Source organism: Neobacillus sp. CF12 (assembly GCF_030348765.1).
Classification (GTDB): Bacteria; Bacillota; Bacilli; order Bacillales; family Cytobacillaceae; genus Neobacillus.
This window is the reverse complement of the sequence record NZ_JAUCEU010000007.1, coordinates 2,121,607-2,148,139: the sequence shown is the minus strand read 5'-3', so window position 1 is coordinate 2,148,139 and position 26,533 is coordinate 2,121,607. Positions and strand designations below refer to the sequence as shown.

Sequence of the window (26,533 nt, the reverse complement as noted above, 5' to 3'; positions counted from 1 at the left end):
GTTTTGAAAGCAGTATTTATGACTGATCAAGGCAAGGTCAGACAACATAATGAAGATGCTGGAGGAATATTTGTAAATAAGGACGGTCACCGCTTAGCCATTGTTGCAGATGGTATGGGCGGTCACCGTGCTGGTGATGTTGCAAGCGAAATGACCATCACTCAGTTGAAGAACGACTGGGAAACTTCAAATGGTATTTCAACTGCTGGAGATGCAGAAAATTGGTTAAGAGAGCAAATTACAAACGTCAATAATTTGCTTTTTAATCATGCATTGAACCATTTAGAATGTGATGGTATGGGGACTACCGTTGTTGCAGCAATAAGTACCGAACGATTTGTTACAATTGCAAACATAGGTGACAGTCGTTGTTATTTATTGAATGAGTCAGGTTTTAAACAGGTTACAGAAGACCATTCATTAGTAAATGAACTTGTTCGAACAGGTCAAATATCTCGAGAAGATGCAGAGCATCATCCCCGTAAAAATGTACTCCTTAGAGCTCTTGGGACTGAAAAAGCAGTCGAGATGGATATCAAAACGATTATATTTGAGGAGGGGGATATTCTTCTATTATGTTCTGATGGTCTTTCAAATAAAGTAAATGAAAAAGAAATGAAAACCATTCTGACAAATGAAGAACCTTTGGAGCAAAAAGCAAGTACCCTTATTTCCCTTGCAAATGAGAATGGGGGAGAGGATAACATTACACTTGCGATTGTAGAGTTTTCTGATTTTTGCGAGGGTGATGAATAATGTTGATTGGAAAACGATTAAGCGGTCGCTATAAAGTCCTAGAAATGATTGGCGGGGGCGGAATGGCCAATGTTTATTTAGCCCACGACATGATTCTAGACCGTGATGTAGCTGTCAAAATGCTTCGCCTTGATTTTGCTAACGATGAAGAATTTATCCGCAGATTCCGTAGAGAAGCCCAATCCGCAACAAGTTTAGCGCACCCTAATATTGTTAGTATCTATGATGTTGGGGAAGAAAATGATCTTTATTTTATTGTTATGGAATATGTTGAAGGTCAAACATTAAAACAGTACATACAACAAAATTCACCGTTGAAGGTTGAAGATACAATTGAAATAATGAAACAACTGACATCTGCCATATCACATGCCCACCAAAACCATATTATACACCGGGATATCAAGCCGCAAAATATCCTTGTTGACCGTTATGGTACGGTAAAAATTACTGATTTTGGCATTGCAATGGCGTTAAGCGCAACCAGTATTACCCAAACCAATTCAGTTCTTGGCTCAGTACATTATTTGTCACCAGAACAAGCTCGTGGAGGTATGGCAAATAAGAAATCTGATATTTATTCTTTGGGGATTGTCATGTTTGAATTATTAACAGGCAGGCTTCCTTTTTCAGGTGAATCTGCTGTTTCAATTGCCTTGAAGCATTTGCAATCGGAAACACCCTCAGTAAGAAGGTGGAACCCGAACATCCCACAGAGTGTTGAAAATATTGTTCTGAAGGCAACAGCAAAGGATTCCTTTCATCGTTATAACTCAGTAGAGGAAGTGGAGGAAGATTTAAGGACAGCACTGGATTCAGAGAGAATAAATGAAACGAAATTTGTTATTCCGATTGATGACGAGGCAACAAAAGCAATCCCGATCATTACGAATGATCATCGTCCTCTCCAAAATCTAGATGAAACATTGGTACATAGTCAGGATAAAAATAAAGGTAATGATAACGTAACAAAAGGAAAAGAGAAGAAAAAACGTAAAAAGTGGCCGGCTATCTTAATCACAACTTTCTTAGTGTTATCATTATTAGGGTTATTTACTTTTCTAGTATTACCAGGCCTGATCTCTCCTAAAGATGTTACCATTCCTGATGTTAGCGGCATGGAATTAGATGAGGCAATTGCAAAAATAGAGGCTTCGGGTCTGCAGGTTGATGAAGAAATCGAGAGTACCCATGAAGAAATAGAAGAAGGAAAGGTAATAAAAACCAATCCTGAAGAAGGAAGTACCGTAAAGGAAGATACTGCTATTACGATCTATTTCAGTATTGGAAAAGAGAAGTTTGAATTATCCGATTATACGAACCGCAATTATAATGATGTGATTCGATTACTTGATAACCAAGATTTTAAGGATATTAAAATAACGGAAGTATTCGATGATAGTGACAAGGGAACAATCCTAAGTCAAAAACCTGAAAGCGGCGAAGAAGTCGTCCCTGAAGATACAATCTTAGAGTTTGAAGTTAGTAAGGGGCCAGAGAAAATAATCTTAAGAGATTTAACGCAATCTAATACAAAAGGTGCTCAAGATTATGTTGATTCCGTCGGTCTTACCCTTGATGCTACAGAGGAAAAATTCGATGATAATGTTCCTGTAGGAAATATTATTTCTCAGTCTCCTCCACCAGGAACTGAAATGAAAAAGGGTGAGACGGTTTCTGTTGTTATTTCAAAAGGAAAAGAAGAGAAGCCGCCTAGAACTGTTTTTCGAGAAATAACTGTTGAATATACTGGTACGGAACCAGGTCAAGAGCAAAAAGTACTTATTTACATTCAAGATGCTAATCGCAGTATGACAACACCAGCAGATACCCGAACGATTACGGCAACAACTAAAATTACAATTGAACTCTTAGTTCCACCTGAAGGGGAAGCTGGATTTAAGGTTATTAGAGAAGATACCGTGGTTGCAGATGAGTCTGTTCCTTATCCAGAGTAATGTTATGAAATATCAAGGAGTGTGGCTATGCCTGAAGGAAAAATTGTAAAAGCATTAAGTGGTTTTTATTATGTGCTTCATAATGGAGAAATGATTCAATGCAGGGGAAGAGGTGTGTTTCGGAAAAACAAAATTACACCTCTTGTCGGCGATGAAGTTATTTTTCAGGCGGAAAATGATCGAGAAGGTTATATTATGGAAGTAAAGGAAAGGAAGAATGAACTTGTTCGTCCGCCTATTGCAAATGTAGATCAAGCTATTCTTGTCTTTTCCGCAGTTGAACCAGCCTTTAGTACCGTGCTTTTAGATAGGTTTCTTGTTCTTGTCGAATATAATCATATTCAACCACTTATTTGTATTACAAAAATGGATTTAACCAACGACAATGAAAAACAGAAGATTTCGGAATACGCTGATCAATATAGAAAGATTGGGTATGAAGTATTACTTACTTCATCTGAAACCGAAGTAGGTATTGAGGCTTTAAATCCACATGTCGAAGATAAAATATCTGTTTTTGCCGGCCAATCGGGAGTCGGCAAATCATCGCTTTTAAATGTGCTGCGACCTGACCTTGAACTAAAAACCAATGATATTTCTTCCCATTTAGGCAGAGGTAAACATACCACCCGACACGTTGAACTAATTAGTATCGGTAAGGGTCTGATTGCTGACACACCGGGATTTAGTTCATTGGAATTTACGACTATTGAAGCAGAAGAGTTGGCATATTGCTTTCCAGAAATGCAAAGGGAAAGTGAAAATTGCAAATTTAGAGCCTGTTTACATATTAGTGAGCCTAAATGTGCTGTAAAACAAGCGGTTGAATCACAAGTAATTACTCAATATCGTTATCAGCATTATGTTGATTTCCTTCAAGAAATAAAAGATAGAAAGCCGAGGTATTAGTTATGGTGAAAATTGCACCTTCCATCCTTTCTGCTGATTTTGCCAGATTAGGTGAAGAAATCGCTGCAGTTGAAAGGGCAGGGGCTGACTATATTCATATCGATGTTATGGACGGTCATTTTGTTCCAAATATTACGATAGGGCCATTAATTGTTGAGGCAATTCGTCCAGTCACAAAGCTTCCCCTGGATGTACATCTTATGATAGAAAATCCAGACCAATACATTGAGAACTTTGCTAAAGCAGGAGCAGATTACATTACTGTTCATGTTGAAGCGTGTCGACACCTTCACCGAACGATTCACCATATTAAATCATTTGGAATAAAAGCCGGAGTGGTGTTAAACCCCGCTACTCCTGTTGACAGTATTGAGCATATATTAGCAGATATTGATATGGTGTTGTTAATGTCCGTAAATCCAGGCTTTGGTGGACAAAGTTTCATCCCTGAAGTCCTTCCTAAAATAAGGAAAGTAAAGAAAATGGCGGATGAAAAAGGAAAAGAAATTGAGATAGAAATTGATGGCGGGGTAAATCCTGAAACTGCAAAATTATGTATTGAAGCAGGTGCTAATGTTCTAGTTGCAGGTTCTGCTATTTATAATAAAGAGGACTACGAAGCAGCCATATTATCAATAAGAGGTTAGAAAACTCAAAGCCGGCTATTTTGCTGGCTTTTTTTGCAGTAAAAAGGGGGATTGAAGTGCAAATAAATATTTTAGCTGGAGGTCCTGAGGAACTTCTGCCCAATTTAAATGATTACATAGGAGACAGAGAGATTTGGGTTGGTGTAGACCGAGGGGTCTATACCCTGATAAAAAAGAATATTACACCTAAGATAGCTTTTGGAGACTTCGATTCTGTTTCCGAAGAAGAATATATGCTGATTGAAGGATTTGTTAAAGACCTGAAGAGGTATAAGCCTGAAAAAAATGAAACAGATATGGAGCTTGCTTTGAATTGGGCCATCGAACAAAAACCAGATCAAATCAGAATCTTTGGAGCAAGTGGTGGCAGGTTAGACCATTTTTTAGCAAATGTCCAATTAATGGTAACGCCATTAATGGAAACAAATAGCTGCAACATTTTTCTTATTGATAAACAAAATATCATATCATTAAAAGGTCCAGGAAGTTATAAAATAAATAAGAGGGAAGATAAAAAGTATGTTTCGTTTGTTCCCCTAACCCTTCATGTAAAAGGTCTCACTCTTGATGGCTTTAAATATCCATTAAAAAATCGTCATATTTCTATCGGCTCAACATTATGTATTAGTAATGAACTTATTAGTGATAATGGTACTTTTTCATTTTCGGAAGGCATATTATTAGTGATAAGAAGTAATGATTAATACCGATTTATGAGGTACTGATTTCGTCCGTGTGAATAAAATAGTAAGGGCGTACGAGAGAAGTTAGATGTGTGAGATGGTGAGGAGGGACATAATGAAGTTTTATACAATTAAACTGCCAAAGTTTTTAGGTGGACTTGTCCGAGCGATGATTGGTGCATTTAAAAAGAATGAATAGAATAACTGTCTAAGCACCTTTTATAGGGTGCTTTTTTATTTTGTGGAATTATGGGAAAGATAATAAGAAAGGGCACCCTATTGAAGGATGCCCAAACATATTAAACGCGTTCTACTTTACCAGATCTTAACGCTCTTGTAGAAACCCAAACACGCTTAGGCTTTCCATCAACAAGAATACGTACTTTTTGTAGGTTAGCACCCCATGTACGCTTGTTCGCGTTCATAGCGTGAGAACGTGCGTTACCAGTTGTAGTTTTCTTTCCAGTTACAACACATTTACGTGGCATAATGATTCCCTCCTTAATACCCAAAGCTTTATACAGCATTTACGTTATTGTCTAAAGATACCTTAATAATTTATCATACAACCTTTGTGAATGCAATAGTGTTTAATAAAGGTTTCAAGAAAAATACCTTGACATGCATGATTAATGTCTCTAAAACCAATAAGAAGAAAGTATCGCTTTCATATTTTTCTTGACTATAGTAAAATGACCTTAGTCAAGGAGCAATTTCCAAAAGGGGGAACGATTCATGTCCATCGAATTAAAAACCAAGTTCGGACAAATTGATATTTCAAATGAAGTAATCGCCACCATCGCTGGAGGTGCCGCTATCGATTGTTATGGTATTGTCGGTATGGCTTCCAAGAGTCAAATAAAAGACGGTCTTACGGATATTTTAAGAAGAGAAAACTTTACTCGTGGAGTTATTGTCCGCCAAGAGAATGAAGAAGTACATATTGATATGTATATAATTGTCAGCTATGGTACGAAAATTTCTGAGGTTGCCCATAACGTGCAATCAAAGGTGAAGTACACACTTGATAAGACCGTTGGACTTGCCGTTGACTCGGTAAATATTTACGTTCAGGGAGTTCGTGTGACGAACCCATAAGTTCGTAATGAACCGACAAGTGAGGAGGAAAGTTTGTGTCAATAACAGCTTTAGATGGGAAACGTTTTGCAGAAATGGTGATTCAAGGTGCGAATCATTTAGGAGCAAACGCAAAAATGGTTGATGCGTTAAACGTTTTTCCTGTGCCCGATGGTGATACTGGAACAAATATGAATTTATCAATGACCTCAGGGGCTAAGGAAGTAAAAAATAATGTTCAGGAACATATTGGTAAAGTAGGAGTGGCCCTATCAAAGGGTTTGCTTATGGGTGCACGTGGAAACTCTGGTGTAATTCTTTCCCAATTATTTCGTGGATTTTCAAAAGCAATTGAAGCAAAGGCTACAATCTCTGGAAAAGAATTCGCTGCGGCTTTGGATTCCGGTGTTGAGACAGCATATAAAGCGGTTATGAAGCCTGTCGAAGGAACAATTTTAACCGTTGCAAAGGATTCCGCTAAAAGAGGTGTTCAGGCGTCCCAAAAATCGAATGATATTATCGAGATTATGGAAGAAGTTTTAATAGAAGCAAGAGCTTCGCTTAAGCGTACACCTGACCTGCTCCCTGTTCTAAAGGAAGTTGGAGTAGTGGATAGCGGGGGACAGGGGCTTGTCTTTGTTTACGAAGGATTTCTTGCTGAATTAAAAGGTGAAAAGCTGCCAGATTCTCCTCAAAGCTATCCTTCAATGGATGAAATGGTTAGTGCAGAACATCATAAAAGTGTTCAAGGGTTTATGAATACTGAGGACATTGAATTTGGCTATTGTACGGAATTTATGGTCAAGTTTGAAGAGGAAAAATTAGCCAAAAACCCTTTCAATGAACAGGTTTATCGAAATGATCTAAGCAAGCTTGGAGATTCCCTGCTCGTTATCGCGGATGATGAGGTTGTAAAGGTACATATACATTCTGAACAACCTGGGGATTGCTTAAGCTATGGACAGAAGTACGGAAGCTTAATCAATATTAAAATTGAAAACATGAGACAGCAGCATTCTAATATAGTTGGAGAAACTCTAACACCTTTAGTTTCCGATAAACATCAAGTTCCAAAAGTACAGCAAGAGTACGGTATTGTTACTGTATCAATGGGTTCTGGAATCGCGGAATTGTTCAAAAGTATCGGAGCACATGCGGTAATTGAAGGCGGTCAAACAATGAATCCAAGTACAGAGGATATTGTTAAAGCCGTAAAAGAAGTGAATGCTAAAAAAGTATTTATTCTGCCGAATAATAAAAATATCATTATGGCTGCACAGCAAGCGGCTGATGTATCAGATGAAGAAATCTATGTCATTCCGTCTAAAACAGTTCCGCAAGGACTATCTGCGCTTTTAGCATTTAATCCAGCTGGAGATGTTAAGACAAATGAAGCACAAATGACGGATGCCATGCAGCATGTTAAGACGGGTCAAATTACATTTGCTGTTCGCGATACCCAGATTGATGGTTTAGAAATTGAGAAAGATGATTTCATGGGAATTGCTGAAGGCAAAATTGTTGTGAAAAACAAGGATAAAGGGAAAGTTGCGGAAGATTTGCTTTCTCAGATGGTGGATGAGGATTCGGAAATTTTAACCATCATTTATGGTGAAGACGTCACTGAGGATGAGGTCAATTCGCTTGTAGCGTATGTTGAGGAGCATTTTGAGGATGTCGAAGTTGAGCTTCATAACGGAAAACAACCATTATATTCTTTTATCTTTGCAATTGAATAAGTGATAAAATAGAAGGGGAAAATCCCTTCTATTTTCTTTTTTCTGTGTTATAAATATAGATGGATAAACAAATGAGATATTTGTCCTAGGGGGAGAAGAATAATGAAGTACAGAAGCGTGTTTGACATAATTGGACCTGTAATGATTGGCCCTTCTAGTTCGCATACGGCTGGGGCAGCCAGAATTGGAAGAGTTGCCAGAAGCTTATTCGGCAGGGAACCAAAATGGGCAAATATTTCTTTATACGGATCATTTGCTAAAACGTATAAAGGGCATGGTACTGATGTAGCGATCGTTGGTGGTTTGTTAGATTTTGATACCGATGATGTTAGGATAATAAATGCAATAGATATTGCGAAGGAACGGGGGATTAAACTCCGATTTATAGAAGAAGAGGCCATAACAGATCATCCTAATACAGCCAGAGTGATTATTGGCGATGATAAAGGTGAATTAGAGTTAGTTGGAATTTCAATTGGCGGCGGGAAAATTGAAGTTACGGAGCTAAATGGTTTTGAATTGAAATTATCAGGAAACCATCCAGCAATATTAGTTGTCCATAATGATCGTTTTGGTGCAATTGCAAGCGTATCAAATGTATTAGCAAAATACGAAATCAATATTGGTCATATGGAAGTTTCAAGAAAAGAAAAAGGAAAGCTTGCACTAATGACCATTGAAGTTGACCAAAACATCGAAGATAAAATCCTTCAAGAACTTGAACAATTATCAAATATCTTGAAAGTAACCAAGATAGTAGACTAGCAAGACATATACAATAAAACAACAAGGGGGAAGGCAATTGTTTCGTAATGTGGCTGAGTTAGTAGAGCTTGCAATGAGTAAAAATAAAAAAATCTCCGAAATTATGATCGAGCAAGAAATGGAAGTTACCGGACGTACGCGTGAAGAAGTAATGGCCTTTATGGATCGTAATTTAAGAGTCATGGAAGAAGCGGTTGAGCGGGGGATTAAAGGAGTAAAGTCCCATTCTGGTTTGACCGGCGGGGATGCAGTTCTTATGCAAAAATATATTGAAAAAGGCAATTTCTTATCCGGTAAAACGATCCTTGATGCAGTTAGCAAAGCCGTAGCGACGAATGAAGTCAATGCAGCAATGGGAACGATTTGTGCTACTCCGACTGCAGGTTCAGCTGGAGTTGTCCCTGGAACATTATTCGCAGTGAAGGAAAAACTGAATCCTACTAGAGAGGAAATGGTGGCATTTCTTTTTACAGCAGGAGCTTTTGGTTTTGTAGTTGCTAACAATGCTTCTATCTCAGGTGCAGCTGGTGGATGTCAGGCAGAGGTTGGATCTGCCTCTGGAATGGCAGCGGCAGCAATTGTTGAATTGGCAGGTGGTTCACCTGAGCAATGTGCCCAAGCAATGGCGATTACACTAAAAAATATGCTTGGACTTGTATGTGATCCTGTTGCTGGTTTAGTGGAAGTCCCTTGTGTAAAAAGAAATGCAATGGGTGCCGCAAATGCGATGGTTGCGGCGGATATGGCATTAGCGGGCATTACCAGCAGGATTCCGTGTGACGAAGTCATTGACGCCATGTATAAAATTGGTCAAACCATGCCAACGGCTTTAAAAGAAACAGCACAGGGAGGGTTGGCGGCAACTCCGACAGGTCGTGAACTCGAAGCGAAGATCTTCGGTATACCGCGCGTATAAAGTGAATCAATATCTTAAACAATCAGTTACCGTAATAAAGGGTATTGGGGAAGAAACAGCTGAGAGTTTAGCAGAAATGAAAATTTTTACGATTGAAGATTTATTAGAGTATTTTCCATATCGTTATGAAGATTACCGTTTACGTGAACTCACAGAAGTACAGCATGAAGAGAAAATTACAGTTGAAGGGAAGGTTCATAGTGAGCCTTCTCTTACATATTTTGGCCGGAAGAAATCGAAGTTAATGATTCGAATGTTCGTGGGGCAGTACCTTATTAAAGTTGTCTTCTTTAACCAGCCATATTTAAAAAGTAAGATGGTCATGAATGAAACAATTACGGTTACAGGCAAATGGGATGCCCACCGGCAAACCATTACTGGTAATGAAATGCAGGTCGGACAAAATGCTAAAATTCAAGATTTTGAGCCTGTCTATTCGTTGAAAGGAAAAATAACGACAAAAGGAATGCGAAAATTCATTTCGATTGCCTTTCAACAATTCGGACAATATATTGAAGAAAGTCTACCGTTATCACTGGTGAAAAAGTATCGTTTGGTAAATCGTACTGAAGCTATGAGGGCGATGCATTTTCCGGTTAACCAAGAAGACGTAAAACAGGCCAGACGCCGTTTAGTTTATGAAGAATTTCTACAATTTCAGTTGAAAATGCAGGCGTTAAGGAAATTTGAAAGAGAGCATTCCCCTGGAATTGAACAAAACTATCTCGAAACAAAGGTAAATGAATTCATTCAATCTTTGCCTTTTCCTTTGACGAATGCACAGATCCGTGTGGTAAATGAGATATTAAATGACTTAAAATCACCACTAAGAATGAATCGCCTCTTGCAGGGTGATGTTGGTTCAGGAAAAACAGTGGTAGCAGCGATTGGATTATATGCTAGTTATACAGCAGGTTACCAAGGGGCGTTAATGGTTCCAACGGAAATTCTAGCAGAACAGCATGCGGAATCTCTCAAGGGGTTATTAGAACCTTTTGGACTAAGATGTGAATTATTAACTAGTTCAGTCAAAGGAAAACGAAGAAGGGAAATTCTTCAAAACTTAGGAGAAGGACAAGTAGATATTTTAATCGGTACACATGCCCTGATTCAAGATGAGGTAACGTTTAAGAAACTAGGATTTGTTATTACCGATGAACAGCATCGATTTGGCGTTGAACAGCGAAGAGTGTTAAGGGAAAAAGGAGAGAATCCTGATGTTCTATTTATGACAGCAACACCAATACCTAGAACACTTGCGATAACTGTATTTGGCGAGATGGATGTTTCTGTTATTGACGAAATGCCGGCGGGGCGAAAAGCGATAGAAACCTATTGGGCAAAACCAGATATGTTAGGAAGAGTCCTTTCCTTTGTAGAAAAGGAACTGGTAAAGGGGCATCAAGCTTATGTCATTTGCCCATTAATTGAAGAATCAGATAAAATAGATGTCCAAAATGCTATAGACGTTCATACTACGCTAACTCACCACTTTCATAATCGGTATAAGGTTGGACTCATGCATGGGCGGTTAAGTTCAGAAGAGAAAGATACCATTATGAAGGAATTTAGTGTTAATGAGGTCCAAGTGTTGGTGTCAACAACAGTAGTAGAAGTGGGAGTCAATGTTCCGAATGCAACCATGATGGTTATTTATGATGCCGAAAGATTTGGACTGTCACAACTCCATCAGCTCCGTGGGCGGGTAGGGAGAGGCAGTGACCAATCTTATTGTATCTTGTTAGCAGATCCAAAGTCCGAAGTAGGTCAGGAAAGAATGAGAATTATGACCGAAACAACGGATGGGTTCGTTTTAAGTGAAAAGGACCTTGAGTTACGGGGTCCAGGTGACTTTTTTGGAAAAAAACAAAGTGGTGTTCCAGAATTTAAGCTTGCAGACATGGTACATGATTACCGTACACTCGAAACAGCAAGAAACGACGCCGCACTTATGATACAGTCAAAAACCTTTTGGAATGATAAAGAGTACGAATACCTAAGAAAACAACTCGATAACTCAGGCATTTTAGAAGGAGAAAAACTAGATTAATTTTGGCTGTGTGAAAGGTTATTGTTGATTTATAACTAAACTAAGTTGATTTGTGCGGAAGGCGCAAGACTCCTCGAAAATGCACGCATTTTCTTCGTGCGTGGGCAGATTCGAGAATGTAAATCAATGTCCTGCAGGAGGACGGGACAGGGGAGACCCCGCTTATCTCTTAGCGCCGAGGAGGCTTCCCCGAACCGCCTGCGGAAAGCGAAGCGCCTCGTGACAGGCAGAGACCGCTTGTCACTGCGGTGATTATTCAAAGAAGCTTTACTTAGTGGAGCACAAATCAACTGGCTATTAATAATAAGACTTAAGGGCAGATTACAAGAATAAAAACTAATTCTTGCAATCTGCTTTTTCTAATTTTATACTACTATTAGTACCTAGTCATAATAGCTCGGACGGTGTGATGATGAGAAGAACAAAAAAAGAACGACAGCAAATGCTAACAGAAACGATTAAGGAAAATCCATTTATTACGGATGAAGACCTTGCTGAAAAATTTCACGTAAGCGTTCAGACTATACGCCTTGATCGTTTGGAACTATCCATACCTGAGTTACGGGAAAGGATAAAATATGTTGCTGAGAAAAAATTTGTAGATGAAGTTCGATCCCTCCCTATAGAAGAAGTCATTGGAGAGATTATTGATATGGAATTAGATCAAAGCGCCATATCAATCTTTGATGTTAGAGAAGAGCACGTTTTTGTTCGGAATAAGATTGCTCGTGGACACCATGTTTTTGCACAAGCAAATTCACTAGCAGTAGCGGTAATAAATGACGAGTTAGCATTAACAGCAAAGGCAAATATTCAATTTAAGCGTTCAGTAAAACAAGGTGAACGTGTGGTAGCTAAGGCAAAAGTGATAAAAATAGATGATGGTCTTGGCAGAACCATTGTTGAAGTAAAAAGCTATGTCAATAACGAACTTGTTTTTAAAGGCGAATTCGAAATGTACCGTTCAGAAAAATCATTAAAGGATGAGAAAAGATGAAGTTAGCTATCGATGCAATGGGTGGCGATCATGCTCCTAAAGAAATAGTAATCGGTGCAATGAAAGCTGTAAAGGCTTTTTCAGATATACATATAACCCTCGTAGGGGATGAAACAAAAATTAATGAATACTTAACAAATACCGAACGGATTAGCATTTTACATACAACCGAGGTGATCCTTGGTACCGACGAGCCAGTAAGGGCAGTTCGTCGAAAAAAAACGGCCTCTATGGTACTAGCCGCACAACAAGTAGTTGATGGAAATGCTGACGCGTGTATTTCAGCCGGTAATACAGGTGCATTAATGGCTGCAGGATTGTTTGTTGTAGGCAGGATTGAAGGGATAGACCGCCCTGCGCTTTCACCTACATTACCTACAATTGGAGGAGAAGGTTTTCTTCTATTGGATGTTGGGGCAAATGTGGATGCCAAGCCTGAGCATCTGCTGCAATATGCAATCATGGGTTCTATCTATAGTGAAAAAGTCCGAGGAACAACTAAACCTCGAGTGGGTCTTCTAAATATCGGAACGGAAGAAAAGAAAGGGAATGACCTAACAAAACAGGCATTTGATCTTTTAAAAAATGCAAATATTAATTTTGTTGGAAATGTTGAGGCCAGGGACCTGCTTGATGGCGTTGCAGATGTAGTGGTTACGGATGGATTCACTGGTAATATGGTATTAAAAACCGTTGAGGGTACAGCACTAGCAATGTTTAAAATGTTAAAAGCAACGTTAATGAGCAGTCTAAAAAGTAAACTTGCGGCCGCGGTATTAAAACCAGAATTTAAAACATTAAAAAACACATTAGACTATTCAGAGTATGGCGGAGCAGGTCTTTTTGGTTTAAAAGCGCCGGTTATCAAAGCACATGGCTCCTCAAACGGACAAGCAATCTTTAGTGCCATTCGCCAAACAAGAGAAATGGTCGGAAGTGATGTCGTCGGGCTTATTCAAAAGACCGTCGAAGAAGAGAAAATATCTAAAATAGAAGTGTAAAACGGGGTGCGAAAAATGGGAAAGATAGCGTTCGTATTTCCAGGGCAGGGCTCACAGACAGTTGGTATGGGTAAGCAGCTTGCTGAGCAGTATCCTGAGGTAATGCAATATTTTAAAAAAGCAGACGAAACACTTTCGGCTGAATTAAGTAACCTTATATTTGAGGGACCGCAAGAAGAATTGACCAAAACTGTAAATACGCAGCCAGCCTTATTAACGACTAGTTTGGCAATTCTAGAAAGATTCCGAAAATCCGCAATCAAACCTGATTATGTTGCTGGACATAGTCTAGGTGAATATACCGCCCTTGTAGCAGCAGGTTCGTTAACCTTTGAAGACGGTGTCTATGCTGTTAGAAAAAGAGGCGAATTTATGGAGGGTGCCGTACCGAATGGTGAAGGTTCAATGGCAGCCATTTTAGGGCTTGATCGTGAACCTCTTGCCCAAGTAACAGATGAGGTTAGTGACTCAGGTTTTCCGGTTTCCTTAGCGAATTTAAATTGTCCTGGTCAAATTGTTATCTCGGGATCTAAAAAAGGTGTAGAGATTGCTGGGGTAAAAGCGAAAGAAGCTGGCGCTAAAAGAGCGATTCCTTTGGAAGTCAGCGGACCGTTCCATTCATCATTAATGAAACCTGCAGCAAGTGAATTACGTGGAGTTTTGGATGAACTTGATATGAAGGATGCTGTTGTTCCGGTCATCGCCAATGTGTCAGCAAATCCAATGACTGCAGCAGAGGAAATAAAGGAAAATTTAATTGAACAGCTGTATTCACCTGTTTTGTGGGAAGATTCTGTTGTGAAAATGATTGATTTAGGTGTTGATACATTTATTGAAATAGGTCCTGGGAAGGTACTTTCTGGGTTAATAAAAAAAATCAACCGTAGTGTGAAAACTTATTCGGTTTCTGATGAGGAAAGTTGTCAATCTGTAATCGAGGCATTGAAGGAGGAAAACCTATGACTTTAGAAGGTAAAATTGCCTTAGTAACCGGTGCATCAAGAGGGATCGGCAGAGAGATTGCCCTTGAACTTGCAAGACAAGGTGCAAATGTCGCAGTGAATTATGCAGGTAGTGAAGGTAAAGCTAATGAAGTGGTAGATGAAATAAAAGCCATTGGCAAAGAAGCATTTGCGATAAAATGCGATGTATCCAGTAGCGAAGAAGTAGCTGCTATGGTGAAAGAAACGGTGGATCGATTTGGTAAATTGGATATACTTGTTAATAATGCGGGTATAACGAAAGACAATTTATTAATGCGAATGAAAGAAGACGAATGGGATGATGTCATTAACATTAATCTTAAGGGTGTTTTTCTTTCCACAAAAGCGGTAACCCGTCAAATGATGAAACAGCGTGTTGGCCGTATTATTAACATCACATCCGTCGTTGGGGTAAGTGGAAATCCTGGTCAAGCAAACTATGTAGCAGCCAAATCGGGCGTTATTGGGTTAACAAAAACGACCGCAAAAGAGCTTGCTTCGCGCAATATCACCGTTAATGCCATTGCACCAGGATTTATTACTACCGACATGACAGATAAATTATCAGAAGAGGTAAAAGCTGAAATGCTAAAACAAATTCCGCTAGCCCGTCTTGGGGAGCCAAAGGATATTGCTAAAATGACAGCTTTCTTGGCGTCGGATGACTCTTCTTACATTACAGGGCAAACGCTTCATGTTAATGGTGGAATGGTAATGTAGCTAGAAAAGCGGAAGCGCCTTGCCTAGGGGCTTAGACCTGAGAGCCCCTAGGCGCTGCAGCTGGACATTAATCAAAGTTAAGGATATATTTATTATTTTTTATAAGTGTATTATTTTGTTGATATACTTTATAATAGCTTGAGGGGAGGTGAATTCGAATGGCAGAGGTATTAGAGCGTGTAACAAAAATCATCGTTGACCGTTTAGGCGTAGATGAGTCACAAGTTAAACTTGAAGCTTCATTCAAAGATGATCTTGGTGCTGATTCCCTTGACGTAGTTGAACTAGTTATGGAATTAGAAGATGAATTTGATATGGAAATTTCTGACGATGATGCTGAAAAAATCGGCACAGTTGGCGATGCTGTTAATTACATAAATAGCAAGAATTAATTCGTTGGATTTCTTCAAAAGCTCCGTTTTCAAACGGAGCTTCTTTCTGTATTATAGAACTTGGCAGCCTTTAAAAAATCCTGCCAAGTTTCTTTGCGTTTTGATTTAAGTTTACTTAAACTATTGATAGGTATGTGTGTAAAAAATATGCAAGGTGGAGACTTTAATGCGCAGAAAAGGTAAAGAAAAAGAAATGAACAATCGCGCAAAGGAAAATCAATTTAAGGATTTTCAAACGAAGATCGGTATTCATTTTGAAAATGAAAAGCTATTAAAACAAGCTTTTACTCATTCATCCTATGTGAATGAGCATCGCAGAAAGCCTTATGAGGATAATGAGAGGCTTGAATTTCTAGGAGACGCGGTTCTAGAGCTTACTGTTTCAAAATTCCTGTTTCAGAAGTATCCAATGATGAGTGAAGGTGAATTAACAAAACTCAGAGCGGCTATCGTCTGTGAGCCCTCTCTTGTAACCTTGGCCAATGAACTAAGCTTTGGCACATTAATCTTGTTGGGAAAAGGTGAAGAAATGACAGGTGGCAGAGAGCGCCCTGCACTTCTAGCTGATGTATTCGAAGCATTCATTGGTGCACTTTACTTGGATAAGGGAATTGAAGTAGTAGTTGAATTTCTAGATAAAGTAGTTTTTCCTAAAATTAATGAGGGTGCTTTTTCTCATGTGATGGATTATAAGAGCCAACTTCAAGAGTTAATCCAGAGAGATGGGACCGGTTTGATTGAATATAAAGTTTTAATTGAAAAAGGTCCTGCCCATAGTAAAGAATTTGTTTCAAGAGTTTCATTAAATGGTGAAGAATTAGGTATCGGTACAGGTAAATCGAAAAAAGAAGCAGAACAGCATGCCGCCCAAATGGCATTGGAGGTTCTAAAAGCTAAAACATCATAGAAAAACAACGAAAGAATGCTAAGGAAGATTCCGGCCAAGCTCTAGGGAGGAAAAGAAATGTTTTTAAAACGGTTGGACGTCATTGGCTTTAAATCTTTTGCAGATCGTATTGGGGTGGATTTTGTTCAAGGAGTCACTGCGGTAGTTGGTCCAAACGGAAGTGGGAAAAGTAATATAACAGATGCGATTCGCTGGGTTTTAGGTGAACAGTCTGCTAAATCACTTAGAGGCTCTAAAATGGAAGATATCATTTTTGCGGGAAGCGATACGAGAAAGCCGTTAAATTATGCGGAAGTAACCTTAACTCTTGATAATCAAGACGAAGGATTAGCGATTGATTACAATGAAGTGAGTGTAACAAGAAGGGTCACTCGTTCGGGGGATAGTGAATATTTAATAAATAAACAGCCTTGCAGACTTAAAGATATTATAGATTTGTTTATGGACTCGGGCCTTGGCAGAGAGGCTTTCTCGATTATTAGCCAAGGCAAAGTAGAAGAAATTCTTAACAGTAAAGCAGAGGACCGAAGAACAATATTTGAAGAAGCAGCTGGAGTATTAAAATATAAAAATCGTAAGAAAAAAGCTGAGGTTAAACTACTAGAAACACAAGATAATTTAAATCGAGTAAATGATATCCTTCACGAACTTGAAGGTCAAGTTGAGCCCTTAAAGATTCAGGCTTCAATGGCAAAAGACTATTTAGAGAAAAAAGAAGAACTTGAAAAAATTGAAGTAGCCTTAACGGTTTACGATATTGAAGACTTACATCAAAAGTGGACAAATTTATCACGGCAACTCGAAGAGCACCAAAAGGAAGAAATAAAACTTTCTGCTCAACTGCAGGTAAAGGAAGCAAAAATAGAAGAAACAAGAGATCATATTGCTGCACTTGATGAATCTATCACGGATTTGCAAAATGTCCTCCTATATGCCAGTGAAGAATTGGAAAAATTAGAAGGCAGGAAAGAGGTCTTAAAGGAACGAAAGAAAAATGCAACGCAGAATCGGGCACAGCTTGAAAAAAGTGTAACTGAACTTGCCGATAAAATCTCACAATTAAAAACCAATAGAGATATACAGTCTGAACTAGTTAATAAACTGATACAACAAGTAAATTTTCTTCAAAATCAACTAAAAGAAAAACAGGAAAAATTAGCGTTATTCACCGAAAATATTGATGAAAAAATTGAATCCTTAAAAAGTGAATATATTGAACTGCTAAATGATCAAGCTGGAGCGAAAAATGAGCTTAAATATATCGACCAGCAACTAGAACAGCAGGCAGCAAAGAGCTCACGCCTTGACTCTGAAAATGTAAGATTTATTGAGGAGAGACAAAAAGCTCAAAAGAGGATGCTGGAAATACAATCAGCATTAGAAGAAGTTCAAAATAATCTTTCCAATCAGGTTACGACTTTCAGGGAGAAGCAGCGTAAGCTTGAAAATGGGAAAAACAATTATCAAAAGCAAGAAAAAACTTTATATCAAGCCTATCAAATTCTTCAACAGGCAAAATCAAGAAAAGAAATGCTTGAGGAAATGGAAGAGGATTATTCAGGTTTCTTCCAAGGGGTAAAAGAAGTATTAAAAGCCAGGGGGAAAAAGCTTCAAGGTATTGAGGGTGCTGTTGCGGAGTTAGTTACAGTGCCAAAAGAGTACGAAACAGCACTTGAAACAGCATTAGGCGGGGCATTGCAGCATATTGTTGTTGATAATGAACAAAATGCCCGGATGGCGATTACTTTCTTAAAACAAAATTCATTCGGTCGGGCTACCTTCTTACCATTAAACGTTATTAAAGGCCGATTGTTGTCTTCTTCACAGCGGGCGTCAATCCAAAACCACCCTTCATTGGTAGGGAGTGCTGTAGACCTAGTCAGTTTCGATTCCAAATATGCAGATGTCATCAGTAACCTTTTAGGCAATGTTGTCATTACGAAAGATTTAAAGGGCGCAAATGAACTGGCCAAGATTCTTCAGTATCGCTGTCGACTGGTAACTTTAGATGGAGATATTGTAAATCCTGGCGGGTCGATGACAGGTGGGGCACAGAAACAAAAGACAAGCTCTTTACTGACAAGAAAAGGCGAACTTGAAGAGTTGAAAGAAAAACTTATTGTAATGTCTGAAAAAACGTCAAGTTTAGAAAGCCTTGTTAAGTCATTAAAACAAGAGGTCAAAATACAAGAACAAGAGCTTGAGGATATGCGGAAGTTTGGGGAAATCCTTAGACAAGATGAACAGACGTTAAAGGGAGACCTTCGTGAAGCTGAATTCGAGGCAAAGAATATTAATGACCGCTTGACGATGTATGATCTCGAAAAAGGTCAGTTTGTAGAAGAACAGAAAACCTTAACAAAACGTAAGAATGAACTTTTTGAAGCAATGGATTCCTTCAAATTAAAAATTGCTTCTCTTGATAAACAAATCGCAAAGTTTACAGAACAAAAAACAAATGATATCTCCTCAAAAGAAACGCTAACAAAAGAAATAACGGATTTAAAAGTTGAATACGCAGCAAAAAATGAGCAATTTGTAAACACAAAAGAACGATTTGCTTTAATCGTGAAAGAATTAACCGAAAGTGAAGAAAGGCATGCACTTTATACGGAGGATTTAATGTTGCTAACATCTGAGATGGAAGGCAGTACTTCCGGAGAAGAACAGTTGGAAGTTGCCGCAAAACGGAAGCAGCAAGACAAGGAAGAAACGATCGCGCTTATTTCTTCAAGGAGGCAGGAGCGTCTCCACATGCACTCAGCACTAGAAGATGCTGAACTTGAAGCAAAAGAGATAAAGAGACTCCATAAGGGCATGGTTGAAGTTTTAAAAGATGAAGAAGTAAAGATTAACCGTCTAGACGTTGAACTTGAAAACAAACTTGCCCACCTTAGAGAGGAATATTTACTTTCCTTTGAGGGTGCGAAAGAACAATATCCACTTACAATGCCATTGGAAGAAGCCAGGAAAAAAGTAAAGTTAATAAAACTAGCAATTGATGAACTTGGTAGTGTTAATATTGGAGCAATTGAAGAATATGAAAGAATTTCAGAACGTTATCTGTTTTTGAGTGAACAAAAGAATGACCTTCAAGAGGCGAAGGATACGCTCTATCAGGTAATTGATGAAATGGATATTGAAATGAAAAAACGTTTTGAACAGACGTTTACTGGCATTCGTGAGCACTTTGAGCCTGTATTCAGAGCGTTATTTGGTGGCGGAAGAGCAGATTTAAAGCTAACGAATCCTGAGGATTTATTAAATACAGGAGTAGAAATCGTTGCTCAGCCGCCTGGAAAAAAACTACAAAATTTAGGATTGTTATCCGGTGGTGAGAGAGCTTTAACTGCCATTGCACTTCTTTTTGCCATTTTAAAAGTTCGCCCTGTTCCTTTTTGCATTCTAGATGAGGTTGAGGCAGCTCTAGATGAAGCAAACGTTTTTCGTTTTAGTCAATACTTAAAAAGGTTTAGTGCAGAAACTCAGTTTATTGTTATCACCCATAGAAAAGGCACGATGGAAGAGGCAGATGTTTTATATGGTGTTACCATGCAGGAATCAGGTGTCTCAAAGCTTGTTTCAGTCCGTCTCGAGGAAACGAAGGAACTTGTTGAAACTTAAATAATAGGAAGTGAAGAAAAGTGAGTTTTTTTAAAAAATTAAAAGAGAAAATAACAAAACAAACGGAAGCAGTAACGGAGAAATTTAAAGATGGTCTTTCGAAAACGAGAGACAATTTCTCTGGAAAAGTAAATGACCTTGTTGCTAGGTACCGCAAAGTGGATGAAGATTTCTTCGAGGAATTAGAAGAAATCTTAATACAAGCAGATGTAGGCTTCGATACGGTCATGAAACTAATCGAAGAGTTGAAGATGGAAGTCAAGCGTCGAAATATACAAGATCCCGGGGAAGTTCAAAGTGTAATCTCTGAGAAGTTAGTTGATATTTATAATGCGGGTGAGGAACAATCGTCTAAATTAAATATTCAAGAGGATGGGCTTACTGTTATTTTATTTGTCGGTGTTAACGGTGTGGGGAAAACAACGACAATCGGTAAACTCGGTCATAAATTCAAAAGTGAAGGAAAATCAGTCTTACTAGCGGCAGGAGACACCTTCCGTGCAGGTGCAATCGAGCAGTTAGAAGTATGGGGAGAAAGAGTGGGCGTTGATGTGATTAAACAGGCGGAGGGATCAGACCCAGCAGCTGTGATGTTTGACGCGATTAAGGCTGCTAAATCCCGGAAAGTAGATATTTTAATTTGTGATACAGCCGGACGGTTACAGAATAAAGTTAACTTGATGAAAGAACTTGAAAAAGTTAAACGGGTAATTGAGCGAGAGGTACCGGGAGCCCCCCATGAAGTCTTGCTTGTTTTAGACGCAACTACTGGCCAAAACGCACTCATTCAGGCAAAGACCTTTAAAGAAGTAACAAATGTGAGCGGGATTGTGCTTTCCAAATTAGATGGAACGGCAAAGGGCGGAATCGTTTTAGCCATTCGGAATGAATTAAAGATACCTGTGAAATACGTTGGTCTCGGTGAAAAAATGGATGATCTTCAGGAATTTAATGCAGAACAATATGTTTATGGGTTATTCGCTGACCAAGTGGATAATGCTGTAAATTGATGTAAAGATATTTTCTTGACAGACTGCGAACGACTGTGTAAACTACATTTGTAAAGGCTTTTCACTTAACAACGGGAGGTATAGTCGTGCTTGAAAAAACAACGCGAATGAATTATCTTTATGATTTCTATTATTCGTTGTTAACACCAAAGCAGCAAAGCTATATGTCTCTCTATTATTTAGATGATTACTCACTTGGAGAAATCGCAGAAGAGTACGATGTAAGCCGGCAGGCTGTGTATGACAACATCAAACGTACGGAAGCTATGCTTGAGGAGTATGAAGAAAAGCTATTACTATTTCAGAAATTTCAAGAGCGCAGCAACTTATTAAGGCATATAAAAGAATTGCTAAATGAAGAACACCCATCAAAGCAGGCAATGATGGAAGTGGTTGCCGAGCTTGAGAAATTAGATTAGGAGGCGGCATTAATGGCATTTGAAGGATTAGCCGACCGACTGCAGAATACGATTCAAAAAATCCGTGGAAAAGGAAAGGTCACTGAAGCGGATGTAAAAGAAATGATGCGTGAAGTCCGCCTTGCACTACTCGAGGCTGATGTAAATTTTAAGGTCGTTAAAGATTTTGTGAAAAAAGTCAGCGACCGTGCAGTTGGACAAGAAGTGCTGAAAAGCTTAACCCCTGGGCAGCAAATCATTAAAATTGTTAATGAGGAATTGACTGAATTAATGGGCGGTGAGCAAAGTAAAATTGCTGCTTCTAATCGTCCACCTACTGTTATTATGATGGTTGGGCTGCAGGGTGCTGGTAAAACGACCACAACAGGAAAACTTGCCAACTTGCTCCGGAAAAAATATAACCGTAAGCCTATGCTTGTAGCTGCTGATATTTATCGTCCTGCTGCGATTAAGCAACTTGAAACCCTTGGTAAACAATTAGATATGCCTGTTTTTTCTCTTGGTGATCAAGTAAACCCAGTAGAAATTGCAAAGCAAGCGATTGCGAAAGCAAAAGAAGAGCATCACGATTATGTCCTGATAGATACTGCTGGACGTTTACACGTCGATGAAAACCTTATGGGCGAGCTAAAGGATATTAAAGAGCTTACGAAACCAGATGAAATTTTCCTTGTTGTTGATGCCATGACTGGTCAAGACGCCGTTAATGTGGCTCAAAGTTTTAACGAACAGCTTGGGTTGACAGGAGTTGTCTTAACGAAGCTTGATGGAGACACACGAGGCGGAGCTGCACTTTCTATTCGTGCGGTAACCCAGACGCCAATTAAGTTTGTCGGTCTAGGGGAAAAGATGGATGCAATTGAACCTTTTCATCCTGAACGGATGGCCTCTAGGATTCTCGGCATGGGTGACGTCCTAACGCTGATTGAGAAAGCACAGGCTAATGTTGATGAGGAAAAGGCAAAAGAACTTGAACAAAAAATGCGGACGGCGACTTTTACACTCGATGACTTTTTGGAGCAACTCGGACAAGTCCGTAATTTAGGACCACTTGATGAATTGTTAAAAATGATGCCGGGTGCCAATAAAATTAAAGGTTTGAATAATATTCAAATTGAAGAGAAACAAATTTCGCATGTTGAAGCTATCATTAGGTCAATGACAAAAGCAGAAAAAGAACATCCAGAGATTTTGAATTCAAACCGTAAAAAACGGATTGCCAAAGGGAGCGGCAGAACTGTTCCTGAGGTTAACCGCCTATTAAAACAGTTTGAAGACATGAAGAAGATGATGAAACAAATGACTGGAATGCAGCAAAAAGGTAAGAAAAAAGGCGGTTTCAAGTTTCCTTTTAAACCGTTTTAAAGAAGAAAAAATTGGCAATACTAGTGTAAAGAAAAAACACTTTACAAATGAATTAATAATTGATAATATACTATCTTGTGTGAAACTATTCGGAGGTGCTTATTTAAAATGGCAGTAAAAATTCGTTTAAAGCGTATGGGAGCTAAAAAGACTCCTTTCTATCGTATCGTAGCAGCAGATTCTCGTTCTCCTCGTGACGGACGTTACATTGAAGTAATTGGAACTTATAATCCAGTAGCTCAACCAGCTGCAATCCAAATCAACGAAGATTTGGCTCTTAAATGGTTACTAGATGGTGCAAAACCATCTGATACCGTTCGTAACCTTTTCTCAAACCAAGGCATCATGGAAAAATTCCATAATGCTAAGCATAGCAAATAATTGCTATGAAGCAATTAATTGAAAGCATTGTAAAGCCCCTTGTTGATTTCCCTGAAGATGTGACTGTTAAAGTCAACGAAGAGGATCAACGAATCACCTATCACCTTACAGTCAATAAGACTGATATGGGAAAAGTGATTGGAAAGCAAGGGCGTGTTGCAAAAGCCATTAGAACTGTTGTATACGCAGCAGGATCATCACAACAAAAGAAAATTTTTCTAGAAATTGGTGAATAGCTTTTTGCATCTAGATGAAAGGGGGGAATGAAATTCCTCCCTTTTTTGCTATCATGAAAAGCGGAAGCGTCTTGCACAAGGAAAACAGATACTTGAGGGGGAAGCGATTTTATGCAACTTATTCAAACTGTTATCGTGAAGCAAATTTTAACGGAAAAGAGCAAACAAAAGTTGCTTGATAAGTATTTTGCTGGAAAGTTGCAAATGCAAAAAGAATATGAGCAACTTCAATTTGAGTTGAAAAAGCTAGAAAAAGCAAAAAAGTATCAACCTAGCGCACTTAAAAGTCATTTTGAAAAAGAACTGCAAAAACGTCATGATAAAGAAAAGCTTTATGAGTTTCAAATTGAACAATTACATATGCTACCACTAGGAAGTGAATTAAAGGAAAAGGAAGTCCAAGCCCTTGTTGAGGTAAATGTTGGCGACTATTGGGAGGAGTCAATGGGACAAACGGTAATTATCATAAAAGACGGCATTATTGAGGAAATAAGATAGAGGTGACGAACTGAAATGGAAAAATGGTTTAATGTTGGCAAAATCGTCAATACACACGGACTAAGAGGTGAAGTCAGGGTAATTTCAAAAACGGATTTCCCTGAACAGCGCTACAAAGTGGGAAATATCTTGTATTTGTTTATGCCAGGATCTAAGCAGCCTATCGAATTGAAGGTAAAAACCCACCGTAGCCACAAAAATTTTAACTTACTAACCTTCGAGGGTTTTGAAAATATCAACGAAGTTGAAAAGTTTAGGGACGGAATCCTTAAGGTGCCAGAATCTCAACTTGGTAATCTTGAAAACGATGAATATTATTATCACGAAATTATCGGGTGCCAAGTCGTTACAATTACTGGAGAGGAAATCGGTAAGGTAATAGAAATTTTATCCCCCGGTGCGAATGATGTATGGGTAATTAAATCAAATACAGGTAAGGAGATATTGATTCCTTATATTGAAGATGTAGTGAAAAAAGTGGATGTTAAAGAAAAAGTCATTCTAATTGAACCGATGGAAGGGCTCCTTTCATGATGAAAATAGATGTACTTACATTATTTCCTGAGATGTTTTCGGGTGTATTTGGACATTCGATTTTACATAAAGCTTCTGAAAAATCTGCTGTTCAATACAATGTTGTCAATTTCCGCGACTATGCTGATAATAAACATCAGACTGTAGACGACTATCCCTATGGGGGTGGAGCAGGAATGGTTTTGAAACCCCAACCACTATTCGACGCTGTTGCAGCATTAAAGGAGAGGGCCGAAAGTAACAAAACAAGAGTGATTTTACTTTGTCCTCAAGGAAAACGCTATGACCAAAAAAAAGCAGAAGAACTAGCGAAAGAAGAACATCTTATTTTCGTTTGCGGCCATTATGAGGGCTATGATGAAAGAATTCGTGAACATATTGTAACAGATGAAATCTCAATCGGTGATTATGTTTTAACTGGTGGAGAAATTGGGGCTATGGTAGTGATTGATAGTGTAGTCCGTCTATTACCGGAAGTCTTAGGAAATGCAGAATCACATATGAAAGATTCATTTAGTACTGGGATTTTGGAGCACCCGCATTACACAAGGCCATCTGATTTTCGTGGCATGAAGGTTCCGGAGGTCCTCCTGCAAGGCAATCATAGATTAATCGAAGAGTGGCGAAGCAAAGAAGCTCTCCGTCGGACATTTCTAAGAAGACCTGACCTACTAGACAAAATTGAATTAAGTAAGGAACAGGAAAAATGGCTGAATGAAATTAAAAAAGAATATGAGTAGTTATTGCATGGAGTTGCCTTTTATGGTATGATACTTCTTGTGACTTGAGCTGAGTGCCTAAATTCAGTATGGTCTTATAACGATGTTCCGCTGCAATGATATAGGATAGTAGATATGCAAGAGCGTCTGTTGGAAGGAGTTGAAAACGATGCAAAAATTGATTGAAGAAATCACAAAAGAACAACTTCGTTCTGATTTACCTGCGTTTCGTCCTGGTGATACTGTACGTGTACACGTTAAAGTTGTCGAGGGTACTCGTGAGCGTATTCAGTTATTCGAAGGTGTAGTGATTAAGCGTCGTGGTGGTGGAATTAGCGAAACTTTCACAGTTCGTAAGGTTTCTTACGGAGTAGGCGTTGAGCGTACTTTCCCTGTACACACACCTAAAATTGCGAAGCTTGAAGTATTGCGCCGCGGTAAAGTTCGCCGTGCTAAGCTATACTACTTACGTAAGCTACGTGGTAAAAAAGCTCGTATTAAAGAAATTCGATAATAAAAGAAAGAGCTTGCTCTGCAAGCTCTTTTTTCGTACATATCGTTTTATATTCGTGCAAGAATATTAATATTAAAGTTTGGTTAAAAAAAGCAGCCCCACGTGTTTAATATACAATTTTTATGTAAAATAAGATGATAGCAAACATTTTTTTTGTGATTGGCGGGGAAAAGCATGATAAAGAAGAAAAATGAACTTTGGGAATGGACGAAGGCTCTTTTAATTGCTGTTGCACTGGCAGCTGTCATTCGTTATTTTCTTTTTGCACCAATTGTTGTAGACGGGCTATCCATGATGCCTACGCTGCAGCACCAAGACCGTATGATAGTGAACAAGCTAAGCTATAATATAGGGGAGCCAAAACGGTTTGATATTATCGTCTTTCATGCGCCTGAACAGAAGGATTACATCAAAAGAGTAATTGGACTTCCGGGCGACCGTATTGAATATAAAAATGATACTTTATATGTAAATGGTAAAGCATATGAAGAACCATATTTAGATGAATACAAGAAGAAAGTTGAAGGACCGTTAACAGATGCTTTTACTCTTGAGGAAACACCTGCAGGTACAGAAACTGTACCAGAGGGTGAGTTGTTTGTAATGGGTGATAACCGTCGTTTCAGCAAAGATAGCAGGCATATCGGAACCATTGCAATGGACAAAATAATTGGCAAAACAAGTATAGTGTACTGGCCAATAAAAGATGCACACATCGTGAAATAGATTTAGG

General features: G+C 38.7%; 29 protein-coding genes. 28 read left to right on the top strand and 1 reads right to left on the bottom strand.

Annotated elements, in window-relative coordinates; genetic code table 11:
* Positions 1-3: 3 nt before the first annotated feature.
* The 6 genes from QUG14_RS09990 (at position 4) to spoVM (ending at position 5,152) form a co-directional block, all read left to right on the top strand.
* Entirely contained in the window at positions 4-756 is a 753-nt protein-coding gene (locus QUG14_RS09990; RefSeq protein ID WP_289344118.1) for a Stp1/IreP family PP2C-type Ser/Thr phosphatase, read from the top strand.
* On the top strand, positions 756-2,714 hold the full coding sequence (pknB, locus tag QUG14_RS09985) for a Stk1 family PASTA domain-containing Ser/Thr kinase (RefSeq protein WP_289340372.1): 1,959 nt from the start codon (positions 756-758) through the stop codon (positions 2,712-2,714). Before QUG14_RS09990 ends, pknB begins: the two co-directional genes overlap by 1 nt.
* A gap of 27 nt (positions 2,715-2,741) precedes the next feature.
* Positions 2,742-3,623 (top strand): ribosome small subunit-dependent GTPase A, encoded by an 882-nt coding sequence (gene rsgA, locus QUG14_RS09980; protein ID WP_289340371.1) that lies wholly within the window; start codon positions 2,742-2,744, stop codon positions 3,621-3,623.
* 2 nt (positions 3,624-3,625) lie between these two features.
* Positions 3,626-4,270, top strand: a complete 645-nt coding sequence (rpe, locus tag QUG14_RS09975; protein ID WP_289340370.1) for a ribulose-phosphate 3-epimerase — start codon at positions 3,626-3,628, stop codon at positions 4,268-4,270.
* Between the two features lie 56 nt (positions 4,271-4,326).
* Complete coding sequence (locus QUG14_RS09970) at positions 4,327-4,974, top strand: thiamine diphosphokinase (protein ID WP_289340369.1); 648 nt, start codon at positions 4,327-4,329, stop codon at positions 4,972-4,974.
* A 94-nt stretch (positions 4,975-5,068) separates the two neighbouring features.
* Positions 5,069-5,152 (top strand): stage V sporulation protein SpoVM, encoded by an 84-nt coding sequence (spoVM, locus tag QUG14_RS09965; RefSeq protein WP_035445740.1) that lies wholly within the window; start codon positions 5,069-5,071, stop codon positions 5,150-5,152.
* Positions 5,153-5,252: 100 nt separating this feature from the next.
* Here spoVM and rpmB read toward each other — a convergent pair whose 3' ends face one another.
* Complete coding sequence (gene rpmB / locus QUG14_RS09960; RefSeq protein WP_289340368.1) at positions 5,253-5,441, bottom strand: 50S ribosomal protein L28; 189 nt, start codon at positions 5,439-5,441, stop codon at positions 5,253-5,255.
* Positions 5,442-5,688: 247 nt separating this feature from the next.
* Here rpmB and QUG14_RS09955 point away from each other — a divergent pair, with 247 nt between their 5' ends.
* The 22 genes from QUG14_RS09955 to lepB all read left to right on the top strand — a co-directional run bounded on the left by QUG14_RS09955 (position 5,689) and on the right by lepB (position 26,526).
* A complete protein-coding gene (locus QUG14_RS09955) occupies positions 5,689-6,051 on the top strand; it encodes an Asp23/Gls24 family envelope stress response protein (RefSeq protein ID WP_289340367.1) in 363 nt (120 codons plus the stop codon).
* 35 nt (positions 6,052-6,086) lie between these two features.
* Positions 6,087-7,769 carry a DAK2 domain-containing protein gene (locus tag QUG14_RS09950; protein WP_289340365.1) on the top strand — a complete coding sequence of 561 codons (1,683 nt, stop codon included), beginning with the start codon at positions 6,087-6,089 and terminating at the stop codon, positions 7,767-7,769.
* A 102-nt stretch (positions 7,770-7,871) separates the two neighbouring features.
* Positions 7,872-8,534, top strand: coding sequence for an L-serine ammonia-lyase, iron-sulfur-dependent subunit beta (gene sdaAB / locus QUG14_RS09945; RefSeq protein WP_289340362.1), 663 nt, complete (start codon positions 7,872-7,874; stop codon positions 8,532-8,534).
* Positions 8,535-8,571: 37 nt separating this feature from the next.
* A complete protein-coding gene (sdaAA, locus tag QUG14_RS09940; protein WP_289340360.1) occupies positions 8,572-9,450 on the top strand; it encodes an L-serine ammonia-lyase, iron-sulfur-dependent, subunit alpha in 879 nt (292 codons plus the stop codon).
* Between the two features lies 1 nt (position 9,451).
* Positions 9,452-11,500, top strand: coding sequence for an ATP-dependent DNA helicase RecG (gene recG / locus QUG14_RS09935; protein ID WP_289340358.1), 2,049 nt, complete (start codon positions 9,452-9,454; stop codon positions 11,498-11,500).
* Between the two features lie 412 nt (positions 11,501-11,912).
* A complete protein-coding gene (gene fapR, locus QUG14_RS09930) occupies positions 11,913-12,497 on the top strand; it encodes a transcription factor FapR (protein ID WP_289340357.1) in 585 nt (194 codons plus the stop codon).
* Entirely contained in the window at positions 12,494-13,498 is a 1,005-nt protein-coding gene (gene plsX / locus QUG14_RS09925; RefSeq protein ID WP_289340356.1) for a phosphate acyltransferase PlsX, read from the top strand. The genes fapR and plsX overlap by 4 nt, the downstream gene beginning before the upstream one ends.
* A gap of 15 nt (positions 13,499-13,513) precedes the next feature.
* Positions 13,514-14,461: an ACP S-malonyltransferase gene (gene fabD, locus QUG14_RS09920; RefSeq protein ID WP_289340355.1), complete on the top strand. Its 948-nt coding sequence runs from the start codon at positions 13,514-13,516 to the stop codon at positions 14,459-14,461.
* Positions 14,458-15,201 carry a 3-oxoacyl-[acyl-carrier-protein] reductase gene (gene fabG / locus QUG14_RS09915; RefSeq protein WP_289340353.1) on the top strand — a complete coding sequence of 248 codons (744 nt, stop codon included), beginning with the start codon at positions 14,458-14,460 and terminating at the stop codon, positions 15,199-15,201. Before fabD ends, fabG begins: the two co-directional genes overlap by 4 nt.
* 158 nt (positions 15,202-15,359) lie before the next feature.
* Positions 15,360-15,593 carry an acyl carrier protein gene (gene acpP / locus QUG14_RS09910; RefSeq protein ID WP_045515275.1) on the top strand — a complete coding sequence of 78 codons (234 nt, stop codon included), beginning with the start codon at positions 15,360-15,362 and terminating at the stop codon, positions 15,591-15,593.
* Positions 15,594-15,759: 166 nt separating this feature from the next.
* Positions 15,760-16,500, top strand: coding sequence for a ribonuclease III (gene rnc / locus QUG14_RS09905; RefSeq protein ID WP_289340350.1), 741 nt, complete (start codon positions 15,760-15,762; stop codon positions 16,498-16,500).
* A 57-nt stretch (positions 16,501-16,557) separates the two neighbouring features.
* A complete protein-coding gene (gene smc, locus QUG14_RS09900; protein WP_289340349.1) occupies positions 16,558-20,124 on the top strand; it encodes a chromosome segregation protein SMC in 3,567 nt (1,188 codons plus the stop codon).
* Between the two features lie 20 nt (positions 20,125-20,144).
* On the top strand, positions 20,145-21,134 hold the full coding sequence (gene ftsY / locus QUG14_RS09895; protein WP_289340347.1) for a signal recognition particle-docking protein FtsY: 990 nt from the start codon (positions 20,145-20,147) through the stop codon (positions 21,132-21,134).
* Positions 21,135-21,220: 86 nt separating this feature from the next.
* Positions 21,221-21,553 (top strand): putative DNA-binding protein, encoded by a 333-nt coding sequence (locus QUG14_RS09890; RefSeq protein ID WP_289340346.1) that lies wholly within the window; start codon positions 21,221-21,223, stop codon positions 21,551-21,553.
* A gap of 12 nt (positions 21,554-21,565) precedes the next feature.
* Positions 21,566-22,918: a signal recognition particle protein gene (gene ffh, locus QUG14_RS09885; RefSeq protein ID WP_289340345.1), complete on the top strand. Its 1,353-nt coding sequence runs from the start codon at positions 21,566-21,568 to the stop codon at positions 22,916-22,918.
* A gap of 108 nt (positions 22,919-23,026) precedes the next feature.
* Complete coding sequence (rpsP, locus tag QUG14_RS09880) at positions 23,027-23,299, top strand: 30S ribosomal protein S16 (RefSeq protein WP_289340344.1); 273 nt, start codon at positions 23,027-23,029, stop codon at positions 23,297-23,299.
* A gap of 5 nt (positions 23,300-23,304) precedes the next feature.
* The gene (locus QUG14_RS09875; protein ID WP_289340343.1) at positions 23,305-23,535 is read left to right on the top strand and encodes a KH domain-containing protein; all 231 of its coding nucleotides are present in this window, start codon (positions 23,305-23,307) and stop codon (positions 23,533-23,535) included.
* 111 nt (positions 23,536-23,646) lie between these two features.
* Positions 23,647-24,033 carry a YlqD family protein gene (locus QUG14_RS09870; protein ID WP_289340342.1) on the top strand — a complete coding sequence of 129 codons (387 nt, stop codon included), beginning with the start codon at positions 23,647-23,649 and terminating at the stop codon, positions 24,031-24,033.
* A 15-nt stretch (positions 24,034-24,048) separates the two neighbouring features.
* Positions 24,049-24,567: a ribosome maturation factor RimM gene (gene rimM / locus QUG14_RS09865; RefSeq protein WP_289340339.1), complete on the top strand. Its 519-nt coding sequence runs from the start codon at positions 24,049-24,051 to the stop codon at positions 24,565-24,567.
* The gene (gene trmD / locus QUG14_RS09860) at positions 24,564-25,307 is read left to right on the top strand and encodes a tRNA (guanosine(37)-N1)-methyltransferase TrmD (RefSeq protein WP_289340338.1); all 744 of its coding nucleotides are present in this window, start codon (positions 24,564-24,566) and stop codon (positions 25,305-25,307) included. Before rimM ends, trmD begins: the two co-directional genes overlap by 4 nt.
* A 148-nt stretch (positions 25,308-25,455) precedes the next feature.
* Positions 25,456-25,800 carry a 50S ribosomal protein L19 gene (rplS, locus tag QUG14_RS09855; RefSeq protein ID WP_034675704.1) on the top strand — a complete coding sequence of 115 codons (345 nt, stop codon included), beginning with the start codon at positions 25,456-25,458 and terminating at the stop codon, positions 25,798-25,800.
* Positions 25,801-25,974: 174 nt separating this feature from the next.
* Positions 25,975-26,526 carry a signal peptidase I gene (gene lepB, locus QUG14_RS09850; RefSeq protein ID WP_289340335.1) on the top strand — a complete coding sequence of 184 codons (552 nt, stop codon included), beginning with the start codon at positions 25,975-25,977 and terminating at the stop codon, positions 26,524-26,526.
* Positions 26,527-26,533: the final 7 nt, after the last annotated feature.

Coding starts and splice junctions, on each gene's coding strand:
- lepB (WP_289340335.1), top strand. CDS start 25,975: ATGATAAAGAAGAAAAATGAACTTTGGGAATGGACGAAGGCTCTTTTA.
- rpsP (WP_289340344.1), top strand. CDS start 23,027: ATGGCAGTAAAAATTCGTTTAAAGCGTATGGGAGCTAAAAAGACTCCT.
- smc (WP_289340349.1), top strand. CDS start 16,558: ATGTTTTTAAAACGGTTGGACGTCATTGGCTTTAAATCTTTTGCAGAT.
- sdaAB (WP_289340362.1), top strand. CDS start 7,872: ATGAAGTACAGAAGCGTGTTTGACATAATTGGACCTGTAATGATTGGC.
- trmD (WP_289340338.1), top strand. CDS start 24,564: ATGATGAAAATAGATGTACTTACATTATTTCCTGAGATGTTTTCGGGT.
- plsX (WP_289340356.1), top strand. CDS start 12,494: ATGAAGTTAGCTATCGATGCAATGGGTGGCGATCATGCTCCTAAAGAA.
- QUG14_RS09955 (WP_289340367.1), top strand. CDS start 5,689: ATGTCCATCGAATTAAAAACCAAGTTCGGACAAATTGATATTTCAAAT.
- rimM (WP_289340339.1), top strand. CDS start 24,049: ATGGAAAAATGGTTTAATGTTGGCAAAATCGTCAATACACACGGACTA.
- QUG14_RS09870 (WP_289340342.1), top strand. CDS start 23,647: ATGCAACTTATTCAAACTGTTATCGTGAAGCAAATTTTAACGGAAAAG.
- rsgA (WP_289340371.1), top strand. CDS start 2,742: ATGCCTGAAGGAAAAATTGTAAAAGCATTAAGTGGTTTTTATTATGTG.
- rpmB (WP_289340368.1), bottom strand. CDS start 5,441: ATGCCACGTAAATGTGTTGTAACTGGAAAGAAAACTACAACTGGTAAC.
- fabD (WP_289340355.1), top strand. CDS start 13,514: ATGGGAAAGATAGCGTTCGTATTTCCAGGGCAGGGCTCACAGACAGTT.
- rpe (WP_289340370.1), top strand. CDS start 3,626: ATGGTGAAAATTGCACCTTCCATCCTTTCTGCTGATTTTGCCAGATTA.
- rnc (WP_289340350.1), top strand. CDS start 15,760: ATGCGCAGAAAAGGTAAAGAAAAAGAAATGAACAATCGCGCAAAGGAA.
- rplS (WP_034675704.1), top strand. CDS start 25,456: ATGCAAAAATTGATTGAAGAAATCACAAAAGAACAACTTCGTTCTGAT.
- pknB (WP_289340372.1), top strand. CDS start 756: ATGTTGATTGGAAAACGATTAAGCGGTCGCTATAAAGTCCTAGAAATG.
- fapR (WP_289340357.1), top strand. CDS start 11,913: ATGAGAAGAACAAAAAAAGAACGACAGCAAATGCTAACAGAAACGATT.
- ffh (WP_289340345.1), top strand. CDS start 21,566: ATGGCATTTGAAGGATTAGCCGACCGACTGCAGAATACGATTCAAAAA.
- spoVM (WP_035445740.1), top strand. CDS start 5,069: ATGAAGTTTTATACAATTAAACTGCCAAAGTTTTTAGGTGGACTTGTC.
- acpP (WP_045515275.1), top strand. CDS start 15,360: ATGGCAGAGGTATTAGAGCGTGTAACAAAAATCATCGTTGACCGTTTA.
- fabG (WP_289340353.1), top strand. CDS start 14,458: ATGACTTTAGAAGGTAAAATTGCCTTAGTAACCGGTGCATCAAGAGGG.
- QUG14_RS09875 (WP_289340343.1), top strand. CDS start 23,305: ATGAAGCAATTAATTGAAAGCATTGTAAAGCCCCTTGTTGATTTCCCT.